Source organism: Mesorhizobium sp. 113-3-9 (assembly GCF_016756515.1).
Taxonomy (GTDB): Bacteria; Pseudomonadota; Alphaproteobacteria; order Rhizobiales; family Rhizobiaceae; genus Mesorhizobium.
Genome location: NZ_AP023246.1, coordinates 5241013 through 5261597, shown reverse-complemented (window position 1 = coordinate 5261597; position 20585 = coordinate 5241013). Strand labels below are relative to the sequence as shown.

General features: G+C 64.6%; 11 protein-coding genes. 9 read left to right on the top strand and 2 right to left on the bottom strand.

Features of this window, described 5'->3' with window-relative positions:
* The first annotated feature begins 3 nt into the window (after nucleotides 1-3).
* A complete protein-coding gene (locus MesoLj_RS25795; protein WP_202323013.1) occupies nucleotides 4-348 on the top strand; it encodes a RidA family protein in 345 nt (114 codons plus the stop codon).
* Between the two features lie 127 nt (nucleotides 349-475).
* Here MesoLj_RS25795 and hutC read toward each other — a convergent pair whose 3' ends face one another.
* Nucleotides 476-1222: a histidine utilization repressor gene (hutC, locus tag MesoLj_RS25790; protein WP_202323012.1), complete on the bottom strand. Its 747-nt coding sequence runs from the start codon at nucleotides 1220-1222 to the stop codon at nucleotides 476-478.
* A 6-nt stretch (nucleotides 1223-1228) separates the two neighbouring features.
* Nucleotides 1229-2584, bottom strand: coding sequence for a formimidoylglutamate deiminase (locus tag MesoLj_RS25785; RefSeq protein ID WP_202323011.1), 1356 nt, complete (start codon nucleotides 2582-2584; stop codon nucleotides 1229-1231).
* Nucleotides 2585-2682: 98 nt separating this feature from the next.
* Between MesoLj_RS25785 and hutI the strand changes: the two genes are divergently transcribed.
* The 8 genes from hutI to MesoLj_RS25745 all read left to right on the top strand — a co-directional run bounded on the left by hutI (nucleotide 2683) and on the right by MesoLj_RS25745 (nucleotide 20573).
* Nucleotides 2683-3915: an imidazolonepropionase gene (hutI, locus tag MesoLj_RS25780; RefSeq protein ID WP_202323010.1), complete on the top strand. Its 1233-nt coding sequence runs from the start codon at nucleotides 2683-2685 to the stop codon at nucleotides 3913-3915.
* Entirely contained in the window at nucleotides 3912-5453 is a 1542-nt protein-coding gene (hutH, locus tag MesoLj_RS25775) for a histidine ammonia-lyase (RefSeq protein WP_202323009.1), read from the top strand. Before hutI ends, hutH begins: the two co-directional genes overlap by 4 nt.
* The gene (hutG, locus tag MesoLj_RS25770) at nucleotides 5453-6271 is read left to right on the top strand and encodes an N-formylglutamate deformylase (protein WP_202323008.1); all 819 of its coding nucleotides are present in this window, start codon (nucleotides 5453-5455) and stop codon (nucleotides 6269-6271) included. The genes hutH and hutG overlap by 1 nt, the downstream gene beginning before the upstream one ends.
* Nucleotides 6272-6303: 32 nt before the next feature.
* Complete coding sequence (gene hutU / locus MesoLj_RS25765; protein WP_202327462.1) at nucleotides 6304-7974, top strand: urocanate hydratase; 1671 nt, start codon at nucleotides 6304-6306, stop codon at nucleotides 7972-7974.
* 4 nt (nucleotides 7975-7978) lie between these two features.
* Complete coding sequence (locus MesoLj_RS25760; protein ID WP_202323007.1) at nucleotides 7979-8557, top strand: HutD/Ves family protein; 579 nt, start codon at nucleotides 7979-7981, stop codon at nucleotides 8555-8557.
* Between the two features lie 287 nt (nucleotides 8558-8844).
* The gene (locus MesoLj_RS25755) at nucleotides 8845-17427 is read left to right on the top strand and encodes a GH36-type glycosyl hydrolase domain-containing protein (RefSeq protein WP_202323006.1); all 8583 of its coding nucleotides are present in this window, start codon (nucleotides 8845-8847) and stop codon (nucleotides 17425-17427) included.
* 372 nt (nucleotides 17428-17799) lie between these two features.
* Nucleotides 17800-19572: a glucan ABC transporter ATP-binding protein/ permease gene (locus MesoLj_RS25750; protein WP_140768018.1), complete on the top strand. Its 1773-nt coding sequence runs from the start codon at nucleotides 17800-17802 to the stop codon at nucleotides 19570-19572.
* Nucleotides 19573-19808: 236 nt separating this feature from the next.
* Entirely contained in the window at nucleotides 19809-20573 is a 765-nt protein-coding gene (locus MesoLj_RS25745) for a heme ABC transporter permease (RefSeq protein ID WP_202323005.1), read from the top strand.
* The last annotated feature ends 12 nt before the right edge of the window (nucleotides 20574-20585 follow it).

Below are 20585 nucleotides of genomic sequence, written 5' to 3'. Positions count from 1 at the left end.
CCCATGAGCATTCGTCGCATCGATGTTGGCCCGCGCATGAGCCAGATCGTCATTCACGGCAACACGGTCTATCTGGCCGGCCAGGTCGGCGAGCCCGGCGGCAACGTCGCCTCGCAGACCCGTGACATTCTGGCGGCCATCGACGAATTGCTGGCCAAGGCCGGCACCGACAAGACCAAGATCGTTCAGGCGATCATCTGGCTGGCCGACATGGGCACCTTCGCCGAGATGAATTCGGAATGGGACAAGTGGGTGCCGCAGGGCCACACTCCCGCCCGCGCCACCGGCGAAGCCAAGCTCGCAGGCCCGGAATATCTGGTCGAGATCATTATTACGGCGGCGATTTAAGGCACGGCCGCCTTCTACCTCCCCCTTGTGGGGAGGTCGGACCGCAGGTCCGGGTGGGGGGGCTGGCGCCGCCCCCACCCCGCTGCTTCGCAGCGACCCTCCCCACGAGGGGGAGGGTGAAGAGGCGCTACCCCTGCGACGGCGTAAACCTCGCCACCAGTGTGTGGCTCTCCGCGGGATAGACAAACCGGACATGGGTGACTGGATGTTCCGCGCTCCAGGTGCGGCGCTCGACCACAAGGCAGGGCGCGCCGGGATCGATGTCGAGCGCGTCGGCAACGGTCTCATCCGCGGCCATGGCGCGGATGCGGTGCTCGGCCTCGCTCCAGGGCACGCGGCCGATCAGCCAAGGCCCGGCGGCGATGTCCAGGAACTCTTCGTCCCCCGCTTCCGGAACAGCCGAAAGATTGATCAGGCGCTGCTCGAGTGCGAACGGCCGCTCGCCGGCAAAATGCAGGCCTTCGACCCACAGCAATGGCCCTGCCGCGGACAGCCCCAGCAGCGCTCTGTCCTCCGCGCTGCCGCGCCGCTTCAGGCGCTCCAGCCGTTCGTAGCGATAGGGCAGGCCGAGCGCTTCGACCTCGATCCTGATGTCGTGAAGTTCCAGCACCGCCGCCTGCGACTGCGGCTGGCGTACAAAACTGCCGGAACGGCGACGGCGCTCGATCAAGCCGGCCTTCGCCAGTTGCGACAGCGCCTTGTTCACCGTCATGCGCGAGCATTTGTATTCGGCGGTCAGCTCGTGCTCGAACGGGATGCGGTGACCGGGCGCCCAGGCCCCGGACAGGATTTTTTCGCGGATATCGGAGAGGATGCGCTGGTGCAGCGAGACGGTCTCGCTGTCCTCGATCTCGGTCGTTTCGGCCATGCTCATCTGGGATCAGCCTTCGGACAGCGCCGTCATCACTTTCCGGAATCGCTCGCCTACCGCGTCTCGCTTCAGGTGCCTGCCGCCGCTGACCTGTTTCTGCCCATGCACCCAGACGCAGTCGACCTTGCTGCCATTGGCGAAGATCCAGGCGTCGAGGATGGCGTCGCCGGACTTGCCGGCCAGCGAGGGGGTCTTGGCATCGAGCGAGACGAGATCGGCGGCCGCGCCGACGGCGATCCGCGAGGCACCAGCACCGAGCGCGACGCCGCCGCCCTCAAGCGCCGCGTCGAACAGCGCCCGTCCGGTCGAACCGCCGGCCACCGCCAGCACGTTGCGGGCGCGGTGCGCCAGGCGCTGTGAATATTCGAGCTGCCGCAATTCGTCGGGCAGGCCGATCAGCACGTTGGAATCGGAGCCGACACCGAAGCGGCCGCCATGCTCCCTGAACAGCGGCGCCGCGAACGTCCCGTCGCCGAGATTGGCCTCGGTGATCGGGCAAAGACCGGCGATGGCGCCGCTCCTGGCCATGCCTGTGGTTTCGGTGTCGGTCATGTGGGTGGCATGGATCAGGCACCAGCGCTGGTCGACATCGGCATGGCCAAGCAGGAATTCGACTGGCCGCGCACCGGACCAGGCCAAGCAGTCCTCCACTTCCTTGACCTGTTCGGCGACATGAATGTGGATCGGTCCATTTGGAGCCAAGGCAGCAACCTGGGCCAGTTCTTCCGGCGTCGCGGCGCGCAGGCTGTGCGGCGCGACACCGACGACGGCTTGATTCAACGCGCGAACCGACTCGCCAGCCTTCTCAACAAGCCGGGAGAACCGATTCACATCGTTGATGAATCGGCGCTGGCCTTCATTTGGCGCTGCGCCGCCGAAGGAGGAGTGCGCGTAAAACACCGGCAGCAGCGTCAGGCCGATGCCGGTTTCGCCAGCCGCGGCCGCGATGCGCTCGGCCATCTCGGCGAGATTGGCATACGGGTTTCCGTCGCGGTCGTGGTGCAGGTAGTGGAATTCGCCGACGCGTGAAAAACCGGCTTCCAGCATCTCGACATAAAGCTGGGCCGCAACCGCCTCGACCTGGTCCGGCGTCATTGACAGTGCGAAACGGTACATCACCTCGCGCCAGCTCCAGAAACTGTCGGCGGAGGGGCCGCGAAGCTCGGCAAGACCAGCCATGCCGCGCTGGAATGCGTGGCTGTGCAGATTGGGCATGCCGGGCAACAGGACGGAATGGCGCTCGTCTCCGGCTGACGCGGTGGCCCCGGACGCAACGGCCGTGATGCGTCCGTTGGCGCAGGTGATCCGCACATTGTTGTGCCAGCCATTGGGAAGAAGCGCCTGTTCCGCAAAGATGTCAGTCACTTTTCTCTCCGCTTTCCCGTCTCTCATGCGATGATGGCACTTGCAGTGCGTTTCAATATGTATATACATAATCGCCACCGATTGAAACGGAAAAGATGATGGCTGCAGAGAGCAAAAGCCGGGCAGGGGATCTTCGTGTTTGGCGCAATGCGCGCCTGGCGACCTTGGCCGAAAGTTCCGCCGGTCTCGGTATTGTCGAGCATGGCGTCGTCGCCGCGCGGGATGGCCGCATTGTCTACGCCGGGCCGGAATCCGAGATGCCCTCGGCGCTTGCCCGGGGCGACAGGGTCGATTGCGAGGGCCGCTGGATCACGCCCGGCCTGATCGACTGCCACACCCATCTGGTCCATGCCGGCAATCGTGCCAACGAGTTCGAGATGCGGCTGGCTGGCGCCACCTATGAGGAAGTCGCCAGGGCCGGCGGCGGCATCGTGTCCTCGGTCAAGTCCTTGCGCGCCGCCACCGAGGACGAACTGGTCGCCCAGACGCTGCCCCGCCTCGATGCGCTGATCGCCGAGGGGGTCACATCGGTCGAGGTCAAATCGGGCTACGGGCTCGATGTCGACAATGAGAAGAAGTCGCTGCGCGCCGCCCGCCGGCTGGGCGGCGAACGGGCGGTGACGATCCGCACGACCTGTCTGGCCGCCCATGCGCTGCCGCCCGAAGCCAAGGGCGACAAGGACGCCTTCATCGACCTTGTTGCCGGAACCATCGTACCGGCGGTTGCCGCCGAAGGTCTGGCGGACGCGGTTGACGGTTTTTGTGAAGGCATAGCGTTCTCGCCGGAACAGATGGCACGGGTGTTCGATGCGGCAAAGGCAGCCGGTCTTCCCGTAAAACTCCACGCCGACCAATTGTCCAACCTGCATGGCGCTGAACTCGCCGCGCGCTATGGCGCGCTGTCGGCCGATCATCTCGAATACACCGATGAGGCCGGTGCCATGGCGATGGCCAGATCAGGGACCGTGGCGACGATCCTGCCGGGCGCCTATTACTTCATTCGCGAGACGAAGAAGCCGCCGATCGGCCTGTTCCGCCAGCATGGTGTCAGGATGGCTGTCGCCACCGACAATAATCCCGGCACCTCGCCGCTGACCTCGCTGCTTCTGACCATGAACATGGCTGCGACCTTGTTTGCATTGACCGTCGATGAATGTCTGGCGGGCGTTACCCGCGAGGCCGCCCGCGCGCTGGGCCTGTTGGGAGAAACCGGCACGCTGGAAGCGGGAAAATCCGCCGACCTGGCGATCTGGGACATCGAGCGCCCAGCCGAACTCGTTTACCGCATGGGCTTCAACCCGCTTCATGCCCGCATCTGGAGAGGACAATGACCGAACTGACCTTGAAGCCCGGCAATGCGACGCTGGCCGACTGGCGAGCCATCTACCGTGGCGCCGCATTGAGGCTGGACGATGCGTGCCGCCCGAAGATCAAGGCGAGCGCTGAGGCTGTCGCCAGGATCGTCGCCAAGGGCGAGCCGGTCTATGGCATCAACACCGGCTTCGGCAAATTGGCCAGCGTGCGTATCCCCGCCGGCGATCTCGAGACCTTGCAGCGCAACATCGTTCTGTCGCATGCCGCCGGCGTCGGCGAACCGATGCCGGTTGCCGTTGCCCGGCTGATGATGGCGCTGAAACTTGCCAGCCTGGCGCAGGGCGCCTCTGGCGTTCGCCCCGAAACCATCGAGTTGCTGGAAGCGATGCTCGCCAACGACGTCATCCCCGTGGTGCCGGCGCAAGGCTCCGTCGGCGCGTCCGGCGACCTCGCGCCGCTGTCGCATATGACGGCGGTGATGATCGGCGTCGGGGAGTGCTTTACCCCGCATGGCCGCTTCCCTGCCAAGGTCGCCTTTGTCTCGCACGGCCTCGAGCCGGTGACGCTTGGCGCCAAGGAAGGTCTGGCGCTGCTCAACGGCACGCAGTTCTCGACCGCCTATGCGCTGGCCGCTCTGTTCGACGCTGAGGTTCTCTACCAATCGGCGCTGGTCGCCGGCGCGCTGTCGACCGATGCCGCCAAGGGGTCCGACGCGCCGTTCGATCCGCGCATTCATCTCTTGAGAAAGCACCGTGGCCAGATCGAGACGGCGGACGCGCTGCGCAATCTGATGGCCGGCAGTGCCATCCGCGAGTCGCACCGCGTCGGCGACGAGCGTGTGCAGGATCCCTATTGCCTGCGCTGCCAGCCGCAGGTGATGGGCGCCGCGCTCGACGTGCTGCGCAAGGCCGCCGATACGCTCGAAACCGAGGCCAACGGCGTCACCGACAACCCGCTGATCTTCGCCGAGGACGACACCGCGCTCTCCGGCGGCAATTTCCACGCCGAGCCGGTGGCCTTTGCCGCCGACATGATCGCGCTTGCCGTTTGCGAGATCGGCTCGCTGTCGGAACGCCGTATCGCCATGCTGGTCGACCCGGCACTGTCCGGCATGCCGGCCTTCCTGACACCGAAGCCCGGCCTGAACTCCGGTTTCATGATCCCGCAGGTGACGGCGGCCGCGCTTGTTTCGGAAAACAAGCAGAAGGCCTATCCGGCATCAGTCGATTCCATCCCCACCTCGGCCAACCAGGAAGACCATGTCTCGATGGCCGCGCACGGCGCGCGCCGTCTGATCGGGATGGTCGAGAATGCCACGGCGGTGATCGGCATCGAGTTGCTGGCCGCCGCGCAAGGCTGCGATTTCCATGCGCCCCTGGCGTCGAGCGCCGCGCTCGAAGCGGTGCGCAAACTGGTCCGGGCCGAAGTGCCGCATCTCGACAATGACCGGCATTTCCACCCTGACATGGAGAAGGCAATCGCCATGGTGCGCACTGGCGCGACCGTGAAGGCCGCCGGCGCGGTGGCGCTGCCGTCGATTGCGGGAGCTGCATGATGGCCGCCACACCCTGGCTAACAGTCAGCCAAGGCACCGCGCCGCTGCTGGTGTCGATCCCGCACACCGGCATCGACCTTGCCGGCATCGAAAGCCGGCTGGTGTCGCCCTGGCTCGGCCGCCGCGACTGCGATTGGTGGATCGACAAGCTCTATGACTTCGCCAACGACCTCGGTGCAACCGTTGTGCACACCGCCATTTCGCGCACCGTGATCGACGTCAACCGCGACCCCTCAGGCGTTTCGCTTTATCCCGGACAGACCACCACCACACTTTGCCCGACCGACACATTTGACGGCGATCCTCTCTATCGCATGGGCGAGGAGCCGACCCCGTCCGAGATTGATCAGCGCCGCGAAACCTATTTCAAGCCCTATCATGCCGCGTTGCAGGCCGAGATCGGCCGGCTGCGCGGCATGCATGAAAAGATCGTACTCTACGACTGCCATTCGATCCGCTCGGTGCTGCCGCGACTGTTCGAAGGCACGCTGCCGGTCTTCAATCTCGGCACCAATGACGGCAAGAGCACCGACCCCATTCTTCAGGATAAGGTCGCCGCCATCCTCGCTGCGACCGGCGATACCTGGGTGGTCAACGGTCGCTTCAAGGGCGGCTCTATCACCCGCGGCTTCGGCCAGCCGCATAACGGTGTTCATGCACTGCAGATGGAGCTCTCCAACCGTGGCTATATGCGCGAGCCGTCGGAGAAGGGGTCGCCGGAGAACTGGCCGGTCCCTTACGACGCCACCTATGCGGCGCCGATCCGCGCGACGCTGAAGACCATCCTCGAAACCGCGATCGACTGGGCAAGGCGCTGACGCGCCGCCCGTCTTGCTTGAAAGGGACAATGATGAACAATCCCCGCCACAACATCCGTGAAGTCCGTGCGCCGCGCGGCGACAAGCTCAACGCCAGGTATTGGACGACCGAAGCGCCGCTGCGCATGCTGATGAACAATCTCGACCCCGACGTCGCCGAAAATCCTAACGAGCTGGTCGTCTATGGCGGCATCGGCCGGGCGGCGCGCACCTGGAATGATTTCGACCGCATCGTTGCCTCGCTGAAGACGCTTGGTGAAGACGAGACACTTTTGGTGCAATCCGGCAAGCCGGTCGGCGTGTTCCGCACCCATGCCGATGCGCCCCGCGTGCTGATCGCCAACTCGAACCTCGTGCCGCACTGGGCGACCTGGGAGAAATTCAACGAGCTCGATAAGAAAGGTCTGATGATGTACGGCCAGATGACGGCCGGCTCCTGGATCTACATCGGCACGCAGGGCATTGTGCAGGGCACCTACGAGACCTTCGTGGAAGCCGGCCGCCAGCATTATGGCGGCAATCTCAAGGGCAGATGGATCCTGACCGGCGGCCTTGGTGGCATGGGTGGCGCCCAGCCGCTCGCCGCCGTCATGGCCGGCGCCTGCTGCCTGGCGATCGAATGCAATCCGGACTCGATCGATTTCCGCCTGCGCACCCGCTATGTCGACGAGAAGGCCGAGACGCTCGATGAAGCGATGGAGATGATCGAGCGCTGGACCAAGGCCGGCGAGGCGAAGTCGGTTGGGCTGCTCGGCAATGCCGCCGAGATCGTGCCGGAAATGTTCAGGCGCGGCATCCGCCCCGATATGGTCACCGACCAGACCTCGGCCCACGACCCGATCAACGGCTATCTGCCGAAGGGCTGGACCATGGCCGAGTGGCGCGAGAAGCGCGTCAGCGACCCGAAGGCGGTCGAGAAGGCGGCGCGCGCTTCCATGCGCGAGCATGTCGAGGCGATGGTGGCGTTCTGGAACGCCGGCGTGCCGACGCTGGACTACGGCAACAACATCCGGCAGGTCGCCAAGGACGAAGGGTTCGAGAACGCTTTCGCCTTTCCTGGCTTCGTGCCGGCCTATATCCGCCCTCTCTTCTGTCGTGGCATCGGCCCGTTCCGTTGGGCGGCACTCTCCGGCGATCCGGAAGATATCTACAAGACCGACGCCAAGGTGCGCGAACTGACGCCTGGCAACACCCATCTGCACAACTGGCTGGACATGGCGCGCGAGCGCATTTCCTTCCAGGGCCTGCCGGCCCGCATCTGCTGGGTTGGCCTGGGTGACCGCCACCGGCTCGGCCTCGCCTTCAACGAGATGGTCGCCAAGGGCGAACTCAAGGCGCCGGTCGTCATCGGCCGCGATCACCTCGATTCCGGCTCGGTCGCTTCGCCGAACCGCGAGACCGAAGCGATGAAGGACGGCACCGATGCCGTGTCCGACTGGCCGCTGCTCAACGCACTGCTCAACACCGCGTCCGGCGCTACCTGGGTGTCGCTGCACCATGGCGGCGGCGTCGGCATGGGTTTTTCGCAGCATGCCGGCATGGTCATCGTCGCCGACGGCACGCCCGACGCCGCCAGGCGCCTGGAGCGCGTACTGTGGAACGACCCGGCGACCGGCGTCATGCGTCATGCCGATGCCGGCTACGACATCGCCATTGAGTGCGCCAAGGAGCATCAGCTCAATTTGCCCGGCATTCTCGGCTGAGATCATGCGCATTCTTCGTGCCGCCGACTACCGCGTCATGCCGTGGAAGAACGGCGGCGGCACGACGACCGAGATCGCCGTTTCACCCGACGGGGCGGGCCTCGATGACTTCGACTGGCGCGTCTCGATGGCCCGTGTCGAGGGCAGCGGGCCATTCTCCACCTTTGCCGGCATCGACCGCACACTGTCGGTGCTGGAGGGCGAGGGCATCGTGCTTGATATCGCCGGCCTGCCGGCGGCGCGGCTGACACCGGCTTCCCGGCCTTTTTCCTTTCCAGCCGACCAGCCGACCAGCGCCGCCCTGATCGCCGGCCCGATCACCGATCTCAACGTCATGACCCGCCGTGGCCGCACGCTGCATTCGGTTGAGCGTCTGGTGATTTCGCGGCCTGCGGAAATCGCGACCCAAGCCGCTTCGACTCTCATCCTTTGTCACAAGGGCGAAGCCGCTTTCGCCGGGGCTGGGTCAATTCGCCTCGGGCCGCTCGACACGCTGCTGCTCGGGCCGGATGCCCCCGCGCTGCGGATTGAGGCTGCTCGGGATACGACGCTGTTCGTGATCCGTATAACCATCGCTGCCTGACGCCTTCGCGCCAACGGTTACCGCCTGTTTCCAAACATGATCGTGCTGCCGGCGAAATATAGCGTAAGCTCTTGCCGGCATCACGAAAAAGCCCGAATCCTCTCCGCCGATCGAACTCGACGGGAAGAGGGGCGCTCGTCTTGGAATTTTGCCGAGAGATGACGCCCTGTCGCGGTGCGGAAACAAACTTTCGGCAAGTGGGATTATGCAACCAATTGCATTTGAACCGGTTTTAGGGCCATTGCCGTGGCGGTGACGCCGCTGAGTGCCCGCTTACGGAATTTTCAATGAATATTCAGACGAACCCAGCCCAGATCGAGAAGACCAGCGCCAGCTTCCCGGCCATTACGGAAGAGCCGATAAGGTCGACATTCCTGCCGGAGGAGCGGCTCCGGCTGCTCGGCGAAAGCCTGGCAAAAGGCGATCTCACCGACCTGTTCGGGCTTATTCCGTTCGACTTCCAGGCGCGTATCCGCGACAGCGCCAAGAAGATCCTCGAAGTCTATCGCTCGACCAATGCGGCGCAGGCCAAGGGCGAAACGATCACCCCGGCCGCGCAATGGCTGCTCGACAACAATTACCTCGTCGAAGAAACCATTTTCCAGGTCAAGCGCGACCTGCCGCGCCGCTTCTACCGGCAATTGCCGACTCTGAAACTACCTGACGGCGGCACCGTGCCGCGTGCGCTGGCGCTGGCCTGGACCTATGTCGCGCATTCGGACAGTTCCGTCTCCGCGACCATGTTCAAGTCCATCGTCCAAGGCTTTCAGTCGGTCGAGCCGCTGAAGATCGGCGAACTCTGGGCGCTGCCGTCGCTTCTGCGCTTCGTGCTGATCGAGAATCTCCGCCGGCTGGCGGTCAGGGTCAATCGCACCCGCCAGATGCGCCAGATCGCCAACGATGTGGCCGACAAAGTGCTGGCGACCGACGACAGCGCCGACCGGCAGGCGATCCTGGCCAATTTCAGTGCCCACGCGCAGGACACCACCTTTGCCACCCAGCTTCTCTATCGCCTGCGCGATGGGTCGCAGAATGCCGGCAAGGCCCTGGAATGGCTGGAAGGCGAGCTTGAAAAGACCGGCTCAGATGCCGAGGAGATCATCATCTCCGAGCATCACACGCTGTCCAGCGGCAATGTGACGACCGGCAACATCATCCGCGGCCTGCGCCTCATCAACGACGTCGACTGGACGGTATGGTTCGAGGGCGTCAGCCGCATCGATACCGTGTTGCGCGAACGCACCGATTTCGCCGCGCTCGACTTCTTCTCCCGCGACCAATACCGGACCGCGATCGAGGAACTGGCGCGCCGCTCCAACCTGTCGGAATACCGCGTCGCCGAAAAGGCGATCGAACTGGCCGGCCACGCCACCGGTGAGACAGGATCGGGCAGCATTGAAGAGGGTGATACGCCGCCGGCATCCACTCACACCGATGTCGGTTTCTATCTCGTCGGTCCGCGCCGTCTGGAGTTGGAAAAGGCGATCGGCTATCGGCCGACGATCAGCCAGACAGTCAAGCGGGCCTTCGCCAAGACCGGATGGCTTGGTATCGTCCTGCCGGTCTTCGCGCTGACCGCCCTGCTTCTTGTCCTCACCGGCAATGCCTTGGCCAATCTCGGCCTCTCGGTAACCTCGATCGTCCTGATGCTGGCGCTGTTTGCCGTGCCGGCGAGCGAGGGCGCGCTCGCCTTCTTCAACACCGTGGTCTCGCTGTTCCTCAAGCCGACACGCCTGATCGGCTATGACTACAGGCACGGCGTGCCGCCCGAGGCGCGCACCCTTGTGGTCGTCCCCTCGCTGATCGGCTCGCGTGACGATGTCGAGGAGAACATCCGCAACATCGAAGTGCATTACCTGGCCAATCTGGTGGACGAGATCCATTTCGCGCTGCTGTCGGACTGGCCCGACAGCAAGATCGAGATCGATGCGGCCGACACCGAGATCCTCGAATACGCCCGTGCCGAGATCGCCCGTCTCAACGCCCGCTATCCCTCGGAAGGCGCGCCGCGTTTCTACATCCTGCACCGCCGCCGGCTCTTCAACGCGGCTCAAGGGTCCTGGATGGGCTGGGAGCGCAAGCGAGGCAAGCTGCATGAGCTCGACCTCTTGCTGCGTGGTGACAGCGACACGACCTTCCTGCCGCTGGATGTTCCGCTGCCGGAGAAAGTCGTCCATGTGATGACGCTCGACGCCGACACGCGCACGACCCGCGATGCGGTGGCGAGCCTCGTCGGCAAGCTCTGTCATCCGCTCAACCGCCCACATTTCGACGCCACCAGGCGCGTCGTCACCGCCGGCTACACGATCCTGCAGCCGCGCATCACCGCTTCGCTGACGTCAGGCGACGAGGCCTCGTTCTTCCAGCGCGTGTTCTCGGCCAATCGCGGCCTTGACCCCTATGTCTTCGCCGTCTCGGATCTTTATCAAGACGTGTTCAGTGACGGCTCCTTCACCGGCAAGGGCCTCTATCACGTCGATGCCTTCGAGGCCGCCCTGCAGGGCCGCATCGAGGAAAACACCATCCTCAGCCACGATCTGCTCGAAGGCGCGCTGGCGCGCGCGGCGCTCGTCACGGACGTCGAACTGGTCGAGGATTATCCGACCCGCTACTCGGTCGACGCCTCGCGCCATCATCGCTGGGCACGCGGCGACTGGCAGCTTCTGGGCTATATCCTCGATCCGCGCTCCGGCGTTCCGGCCCTGTCGCGCTGGAAGATGGTCGACAACCTGCGCCGCTCGCTGACGCCGATCTTCTGGGTGATGGCTGCGATCGCCGGCTGGACCCTGCTGCCCTTCACGCAGGCCGCGCAGTGGCAGGCGCTGCTGATCCTCAGCCTGTTCATGGCGCCGACCTTCGACGTCGTCAACGCCATCCTGCCCAAGAGCGGCGACCAGACGCCGCGCGGCCATTTCTCGGCGCTGGCGCGCGACGTCGCCTTCGGCACCGCCATGGTGGCGCTGAAGATCGTGCTGATGGCGCACAATGCCTGGATGATGGGCGATGCCATCGTGCGTACGCTCTACCGGCTGTTCGTCAGCCGCCAGAACCTTCTGGAATGGCGCACCGCCTCGCAGGCGCACAAGGCCGGCGACAATGATGTCGGCTCCTACTACGGCATGATGTACGGCGCCGTGATCATCGGCTTCGTCGGCCTAGCCATTCCGGTGCTGGCCGATTCCACCGGCGCCTTCGTCGCCTTCTTCTTCGCCCTGTTCTGGATTGGTTCGCCGGCGATCGCCAGCTGGATCAGCCGCTCGGCCGAAACCGAGGATCGCCTGCGCATATCGCAGGCCGACATCCATGCGCTGCGCACCGTGGCGCGGCGCACCTGGCATTATTTCGAAAGCTTCGTCACGGCGGAGCATCACAATCTGCCGCCGGACAATTTCCAGGAAAGCCCGGCACCGGTCGTGGCACCGCGCACTTCGCCCACCAATGTCGGTGTCTACCTGCTGTCGGTCGTCTCGGCGCGCGATTTCGGCTGGATCAGCCTGTCCGATGCCATCACCCGCATCGACGCCACGATGACGACCATCGAGAGCATGCCGCGCCACCGTGGCCATCTCTTCAACTGGTACGACACCACGACGCTGAAGCCGCTCTACCCGCTTTATATCTCGGCTGTCGACAGCGGCAATCTCGCCGGCCACCTGGTGGCGGTGGCAGCCGCCTGTGCCGAGTGGGCGGAAGCCCCTTCCGTTCACCTCCAGGGCGATTTCGAAGGCATTCTCGACACGGTGACCATTCTGAGCGAAAGCCTCGATGAGTTGCCTGACGATCGCCGCCAGTTGCGGCCCTTGCGACAGCGCCTCGTTGACCGCCTGGACGGCATGCGGCGTGCCGTGGAGACGATCAAGGCGCAGCCGGAAATGGCCTCGATCCGCACCATCAACCTTGCCGTGCTGGCGGGCGAGATCCGCAAGCTGGCCACCGCCATCCACACCGAGGCAGTGTCGGCACAGAGCGACGTCATCGTCGATTGGGCGGCAAGGCTGGAAGCGACCTGCGAGGCGCACGTCCACGACGCCCACAGCGACGACAACGCCGTCGAAGCGCTGCGCGCCAAGCTCCTGACCTTACGCGAGCGTACGCGTCGCTTCGCCTTCGAGATGGAATTCGCCTTCCTGATGCGGCCGGAACGCAAGCTGCTGTCGATCGGCTACCGGGTCGAGGAGCACCAGCTCGACGAAAGCTGCTACGACCTTCTCGCCTCCGAGGCGCGGCTGACCAGCCTGTTCGCCATCGCGAAGGGCGACCTGCCTACCGAGCATTGGTTCCGGCTCGGCCGCCCAATCGTCGAGATCGGCTTCCAGGGCGCGCTGATGTCCTGGTCGGGCTCGATGTTCGAGTATCTGATGCCGCCGCTGGTGATGAAGGAGCCGCAAGGCTCGATCCTCAACCAGACCAGCAAGCTGATCATCAAGCGCCAGATGCAGTACGGCCGCCAGAAGAACGTGCCGTGGGGCATTTCGGAAGCTGCCTACAATGCCCGTGACCGGGAACTGACCTATCAGTACACCAATTTCGGCGTGCCCGGGCTTGGGCTGAAGCGCGGACTTGGCCAGAACACGGTGATCGCGCCCTACGCCACCATCCTGGCGGCGCAGTTCAACCCGCGCGAAGCCGTGCAGAACCTGTCCCGGCTGCGCGAGATCGGTGCGCTTGGCCCTCATGGCTATTACGATGCGGTCGATTTCACGCCGCAGCGCGTGCCTGAAGGTACCAACCACGCGGTCGTGCTGAATTACTATGCGCACCATTCGGGCATGTCGATCGCGGCGGTCGCCGACGCGATCTTCGAGGGTCGCCTGCGCGACCGTTTCCACAGCGATCCGGTTATTGAATCGGCTGAATTGCTGCTGCAGGAAAGGGCGCCGCGCGACATCCCGACCGCCACCGTCAGGACCGAAGCGGACGAGCGAGCCAAGGACGAGACCGAGACCGAGAGCCCCGACACCCGCATCGTGCTCGATCCCTTGCGGGCGCTGCGATCGACCAATGTTATGTCGAACGGCCGTTATTCGGTGATGGTGACGGCGACCGGTTCCGGCTACAGCCGCTGGGGCGATCTGTCCGTGACCCGCTGGCAGCCGGATCCGGTCGAGGACCGTCTGGGCTCCTACATCTTCCTGCGTGACGTCAGCACTGGAGACTGGTGGTCGGCAACGGCGGAGCCCAAGCGCGCGGCCGAGGAGAAGGTGCAGACCCTGTTCTCCGACGACAAGGCGAGCTTCGTCAAATCGGTCGGCACGTTGCGCTCCGAAGTCGAATGCATCGTCGTTTCCGAAGGCAATGGCGAAGGCCGTCGCATAACGCTCTACAATGAAAGCACATCCGATCGTCACATCGAGGTGACGTCCTTCGCCGAATTGGTCCTGGGTTCGGAGGCTTCCGACAACGCCCATCCGGCCTTCTCGAAGATGTTCGTGGAGACCGAAATCGCGGCCAACAACGGCGCGATCTTCGCCACGCGCCGCAAGCGCGAAACCAGCGAGCCTGATATCACCCTGGCGCATTTCGTCACCGATCCGTCCGGACCGGCGCGCGATGCGGAGGCCGAGACCGACAGACGCGCCTTCATCGGCCGTGGCCGCTCCATCGTCGATGCCGCCGCTTTCGATCCAGGCGCAAGACTTGGCGGCCATTCCGGTTTCACACTCGATCCCATCGCCTCGCTCCGCCGCCAGGTGCGCGTGCCCGCCAACAAGAAGATATCGCTGACCTTCTGGACCGTGGTCGGGGCCAATCGCGCCGAGCTGGACGAGGCCATCAATCGGCTCGACCATCAGGAGAGCTTTGCCCGCCAGGCGATGCTTGCCTGGACCCGCAGCCAGGTGCAGACCCGCCATATGGGCCTCAGCCTGACTGATGCCGCCAATGTGCAGAAACTGGCACGCTATCTGATCTATCCCGATGCGTTCCTGCGACTGCCGGCCGAATCCATCGCTTCGGGCCTGGGCAAGCAGTCGAGCCTGTGGCCGACCAGCATTTCGGGCGATTTTCCGATCTTCCTGGTCAGGATCGGCGACGTAGCCGACCTGGAAATCGTAGCCCAGGCGCTGCGCTTCCAGGAATATATGCGCACCCGCGGCATGATGATCGACTTCGTCGTCGTCAACGAGCAGGCCTCGTCCTATGTCCAGGACCTGCAGCGGGCAGTCGAGACGCTGTGCGAAAACAGCCGTCTGCGCGGCAAGGAACTAGGCCCCCGCCAGCACATTTTCGCGGTGCGCCGCGACCTGATGGAAGAGACCACCTACAAGACGCTGCTCGCCGTCGCCCGGGTGGTGCTGCATACGCGCAACGGCACCATCTTCGATCAAATAGAGCGGGCCGAGGCGGCCGCCTTGCAGGCGCGCGACGCGCTTGTGCCGGCCGGGTTGCCGACGCTGCGCGAGATTCCGGCGCCAGCGGCGCATGCATTCGCCTCGCAGGCCGTGGCGGATGTCAGCGCCGATGGCACTGGCCTCAATCAATGGAACGGCTTTGGCGGCTTCGACGGCGACGGACGGCACTATGTGGTGCGCCTGGCTGGCCGGCGCAGCACGCCGCAGCCTTGGATCAACGTCGTCTCCAACGCCTCGTTCGGCTTCCACACCTCAGCCGAGGGTGCCGCCTTCAGCTGGAGCCGCAACAGCCGCGACTACCAGTTGACGCCGTGGTCGAATGATCCGGTCTCGAACCGACCGGGCGAGGGCATTTATATCTACGATCAGGCCAGCGGCAGGGCGTTCTCGCCGCTCGCCGCCATGGTGCGCGATCCCTCGATGACCTACGAGGCCTGGCACGGGCAGGGCTTCTCGACGTTCCGCTCGAAGCGCGGGCCGTTGTCGATGGACCTGACCCATGTCGTGGACCCCATTGATCCGGTGAAGATCACGCGGCTGCGCATCCAGAATTCCGGCTCGGTACCGGCGCGGCTGCGCGTCTATGCCTATGCCGAATGGGTGCTTGGCGGGCACCGGTCACGCACCGCGGCGACCATCGTTCCCTCCCGTGACAGCGCGACCGGCGCGTTGCTGGCGCAAAACCCCTACGGGCTCGATTTCAGCGAGCGCGTGGCCTTCCTCGCCGCTGATGCCGCTGTTCATTCGGTGACGGCGGATCGTTCCGAGTTCCTCGGCCGGCACGGGTCCAGCGAGCTGCCGCAGGCGGTGCTGAGCGGCGCGGCGCTGTCGGGTCGCGTCGAGGCCGGAGACGATCCCTGCGCGGCGATCGCCCGCGACATCGAGATCCCGGCCGGCGGCGACGTCACGCTGCTCTGGCTGCTCGGCGATGCCGATTCCGCGGCGCAGGCGAGCGCGCTGGTGCAAAGGCATCGGGACAAGGATTTCGACCAGCGCTTGGCCGACAACGAGCGCGAGTGGCGCGGCTTCCTCGACACCATCCAGGTCGAGACGCCGGACAAGGGGCTCGACGCCATGGTCAATCACTGGCTGCCCTATCAGAGCCTTGCCTGCCGCATCCGCGCCCGCTCGGCCTTCTATCAGGCAAGTGGCGCCTTCGGGTTCCGCGACCAGCTGCAGGACACGCTGGCGCTGCTGGCGCATGATCCGACGCTGGCGCGCGACCAGATCCTCAACGCCGCGAGGCGTCAGTTCCCGGAGGGCGATGTGCAGCATTGGTGGCTGCCCCGCACCGGAGCCGGTGTGCGCACGATGATCTCCGACGACGTGGTGTGGCTGGCCCATGCGACGGCGCGCTACCTGACGGTAACCGGCGACGCCGCGATCCTGAAGGAGCAGCTGCCATTCATCGATGGGCAGGCGCTGGGCGAGGGCGAGCACGATGCCTTCTTCACCCCGGAAATCTCGAAAAAGACGGTGTCGCTCTACGACCATTGCGCGCGGGCGCTCGACCTTGCCATCAAGCGCAGCAGTCCTGCCGGCCTGCCGCTGATCCTTGGCGGCGACTGGAACGACGGCATGAACCGTGTCGGTGAACACGGCAAGGGCGAGAGCGTGTGGCTGGGCTGGTTCCTGCTGAAGACGCTGGGCGACTTCGCCACCGTCGCCAAGGCCGAGGGCGACAGCAAGCGCGCGCAGGCCTGGGCAAAGCATGCCGATGCGCTGAAGCGGGCGCTTGAAAGCACGGCATGGGACGGCGAATGGTACCGGCGCGGCAGCTTCGATGACGGCACGCCCTTGGGCTCACGCACGTCCGAAGAGTGCAGGATCGACTCCATCGCCCAGTCCTGGAGTGTGCTTTCGGGTGAGGGCGACCCGGCGCGGTCGACGACGGCAATGCAGCAGGCAACCAGCCTGCTCGTGGACGACAAGCTCAAGATCGTCAAACTGTTCACGCCGCCCTTCTCGAAGACACAGAAAGACCCCGGCTACATCAAGAGCTATCCGCCGGGTGTGCGCGAGAATGGCGGCCAGTACACCCACGCTGCGACGTGGTTCGTCATCGCGCTCGCCGAGATGGGACAGACCGACGAAGCCTATCGCTGCTTCTCGATGCTGAACCCTGTCAACCACGCAATCGACGAGGCCTCGACCGAACACTATCGCGTCGAACCCTATGTGGTCGCGGCCGATATCTATGCCGGAGAGGACAAGGGCGGCCGCGGCGGCTGGACCTGGTACACCGGCTCGGCGGGCTGGCTCTACCGGGCGGCGGTTGAGGGCATCCTCGGCATCGAACGGCGCGGGAAGCAGATCACGTTCCGGCCGAAACTGCCCAGCCATTGGGATGGCTATCAGGCCACGCTCAAGATGCTTGGCGCCGAGATCAAGGTTGATGTCATTCGCGACAAAAAGACCAAGACGATCTCGCTTGAAGTCGATGGTTCGAAAACAAAGTCCGCTTCGTTCGAGCCCAAAGCCGGCACTCGGACCGAGGTCGTGGTCAAGATACCGGCGTAAAATCAGTAGCTTAAATCGACAGATCGCGCGTCCTTCGGGACGCGCGACGCGGTCCCTCGTTACTTGCACACGACCCGTGAAGGCGTCCGCCAGACGCTCCCGAACCAGGCCATGCGAGCCTGTTGTGATTAAAAATGTGGCAGTGCTCCGCCGCTGCCATGATTTTGCCGCAAGGCTGGCATTTCACCTTTTATCTCAAACCGTTAGGTGATCACGTCAGATTTCGTATCGTCGTCATCTTTTGTTCGCTAAATGGGAACGGAAGCGATAGACGGGCATTGTTTTGCGACGCATCAACCGTTACGTGTCAGGGAATGGTGCAGTGCACAATACTGGTATTGGGCACAATAGAGAGTTGGCGGAGTAGCTGAAGTGTCACTTCTGCAGATCTATTGGAGAGCGCTGGGCTATCTGGCCGCCGACAAGAAGCGTGTGGCGCTGATCTGTTCGGCCAACGTCGCCCTTGCCGCCATCGCCATTCTCGAGCCGATCATGTTTGGCCGCGTCATCGATGCGATTTCCGAGCACGGCTCGGTATTCTCCACGCTTGCAGTATGGGCCGGCCTGGGCGCCTTCAATGTCATCGCTTTCGTCCTGGTGGCGCGCGGCGCCGACCGCTTTGCCCACGCCCGGCGTAGCGAAGTGCTGTGCCAGTCCTTCGAACGCGTCATCACCATGCCGCTCGCCTGGCATCATCAGCGTGGCACTTCCAACGCGCTGCACACGTTATTGCGCGCCGTCGAGACGCTGTTCAGCCTGTGGCTCGAATTCATGCGCCAGCATCTGTCCACCGCCGTTGCACTCGTGCTGCTGGTGCCCACGGCGCTCAGCATGGATGTGCGCATGTCGATGGTGCTGCTCGGGCTCGGCGTGCTCTATGTCTGCATCGGCCGGCTGGTCATGAAGCGCACCAAGGCAGGCCAGGCCGCCGTCGAGCGTCACTACCACAAGGTGTTCGCGCATGTGACAGACTCGGTGAGCAATGTCGCCGTTCTGCAGAGCTACAACCGTCTGGGCCATGAGGCCGAGACGCTGCGCCGCTACGTCAAGAACCTGCTCGACGCGCAAAACCCAGTGCTCGACTGGTGGGCCATCGCCAATGCGCTCAATCGCCTGTCGTCGACGATCTCGATGATGGTGGTGCTTCTGATCGGCGCCTATCTGGTCACGCATGGCCAGTTGCGCGTCGGCGACGTGATCGCCTTCACCGGCTTCGCCACGCTGCTGATCTCGCGGCTCGACCAGATGTCGGCTTTCGCCAACCAGATCTCCGAGGCCCGCGCCAAGCTTGAGGACTTCTACAAACTCGAGGATTCGGCCGCCGATGCCGCGGAGCCCGATGGCCTGCGCGATCTCACCAACGTCACCGGCCATGTCCGTTTCGAGGATGTCAGCTTCGAATTCGCCAATTCGGGGCAAGGCGTCAGCGACGTGTCCTTCGAGGTCCAGGCCGGCCAGACGGTCGCCATCGTCGGACCGACGGGTGCCGGCAAGACCACGCTGATCAATCTGCTGCAGCGCGTCTTCTCGCCGTCCAGCGGCCGTATCCTGATCGATGGCATCGATACCCGCACGGTGACCCGCAAGTCGCTGCGCCATTCCATCGCCACCGTGTTCCAGGACGCCGGGCTTCTCAACCGCTCGATCGAGGACAATATCCGTGTCGGCCGCGCCGATGCGAGCAATGACGAGATCCATGCAGCCGCCGTCGCGGCTGCCGCGCAGGACTTCATCCTGGCCAAGAGCAATGGCTACGACACGGTGGTCGGCGAGCGTGGCGGCCAGCTGTCGGGTGGCGAGCGCCAGCGCATCGCCATTGCCCGTGCCGTGCTGAAGGATGCTCCGATCCTGGTGCTCGACGAGGCGACCAGCGCGCTCGACGTCGAGACCGAGGACCGCGTCAAGGAAGCGATCGACGAACTGCGGCGCGACCGCACCACCTTCATCATCGCGCACCGCCTGACCACCGTTCGCGACGCCGATCTGGTCGTGTTCATGGACAAGGGCAGGGTGGTCGAAATGGGCGGCTTCGCCGAACTGTCGCTGCGCAACGGCCGCTTCGCCAGCCTGCTGCGCGCCGGCGGCCTGCTCAACGACGAAGAAGTCCGCCGCCTCAGCCGCTCCGTGCAGGGCGAGGCCGCCTGAGCGGATGACGCTTCTTCCTTCTCCCCTTGTGGGAGAAGGTGGCCTCGCGAAGCGAGGTCGGATGAGGGGTGTTCCAGGGAACGCCAACCTCTCACTCCGCTGGATCACCCCTCAACCGTCTCGGCGCTGACGCGCCGATCCACCTTCTCCCGCAAGGGGAGAAGGGAAGGCGCTTCCACGCCTGCGACACCACCGCTCGATTGCCCCAATCGCGGCGGCGGTCTATGTAAAGTCACATGAGCGACACGACTTCACGCCTGAGCGGCTGGATGGACCTTGCCAACCCGACGCGCTTCGTCGCGCTGGTGGACAGGGTCGTGCCGTGGCTGGCGGCGATCGCCGCACTCATCCTTGCCGTCGGCGTCTACATGAGCTTCACCGCGCCCGAGGATTTCCAGCAAGGCATCACCGTCCGCATCATGTACATCCACGTGCCTTTCGCCTGGCTCGCCATGATGTGCTACACGCTGATGGCGGTTTCCGCCCTCGGCACGCTGGTCTGGCGCCATCCGCTGGCCGATGTCGCGCTTAAATCGGCGGCACCCATCGGCGCGGTCTTCACGGCACTTGCGCTGATCACCGGTTCGATCTGGGGCAAGCCGATGTGGGGCACCTGGTGGGTGTGGGATGCCCGCCTGACCTCGGTCTTCGTGCTGTTCCTGATGTATCTCGGCATCATCGCGCTGACCCGCGCGCTCGACGATGCCAGCCGCGCAGCCTGGGCCGCCGCCATCATCACGCTGGTCGGCTTCATCAACATCCCGATCATCAAGTTCTCGGTCGACTGGTGGAATACGCTGCACCAGCCGGCCTCGGTGTTCCGGATGGATGGCCCGACCATCGATCCCAGCCTGCTCTGGCCGCTGCTGGTCATGGCTATCGGCTTCACGGTGCTGTTCTTCGCGCTGCACTTGATGGCAATGCGTACGGAAATACGCCGCCGCAGGGTCATCGCCATGCGCAGGGTCGCCGCACGGCAGGCCGAGAGGCAACCGGGCTAGTTTACCCGTTGC